Below are 233 nucleotides of genomic sequence, written 5' to 3'. Positions count from 1 at the left end.
AGGCCATTAGCTACGACCCAAGTTTATTCGATCCCGGCGTGATGCTCCTCGCGCGTTTCCTCACAGCAGAGCCGGAAGGGCATCCCTGCCATTCCGCGCAAGAAACGTTTAGTGATCTCTTCCATATCTACCTTTCGGGCACTCAAGCGACTCCACAGCAGCGCCGTGCGGCGATCAGGCGGCTCGCTGCATCGGACGATTCTGATTTACGCCGCTGTGTGCGTATTGCGCTG

1 protein-coding gene is annotated in these 233 nt (G+C 57.9%); it reads left to right on the top strand.

Annotated elements, in window-relative coordinates; genetic code table 11:
* Positions 1 to 233 (top strand): hypothetical protein (locus ACCD03_RS25660; protein ID WP_413413302.1); only part of this gene is annotated, 233 nt, incomplete at both ends.

The sequence above is a fragment of the Ralstonia sp. Ralssp135 genome (assembly GCF_047304345.1).
GTDB lineage: Bacteria > Pseudomonadota > Gammaproteobacteria > Burkholderiales > Burkholderiaceae > Ralstonia > Ralstonia chuxiongensis.
The sequence above is the reverse complement of the archived record's forward strand: the minus strand, read 5'-3'. Positions and strand labels throughout refer to the sequence as shown.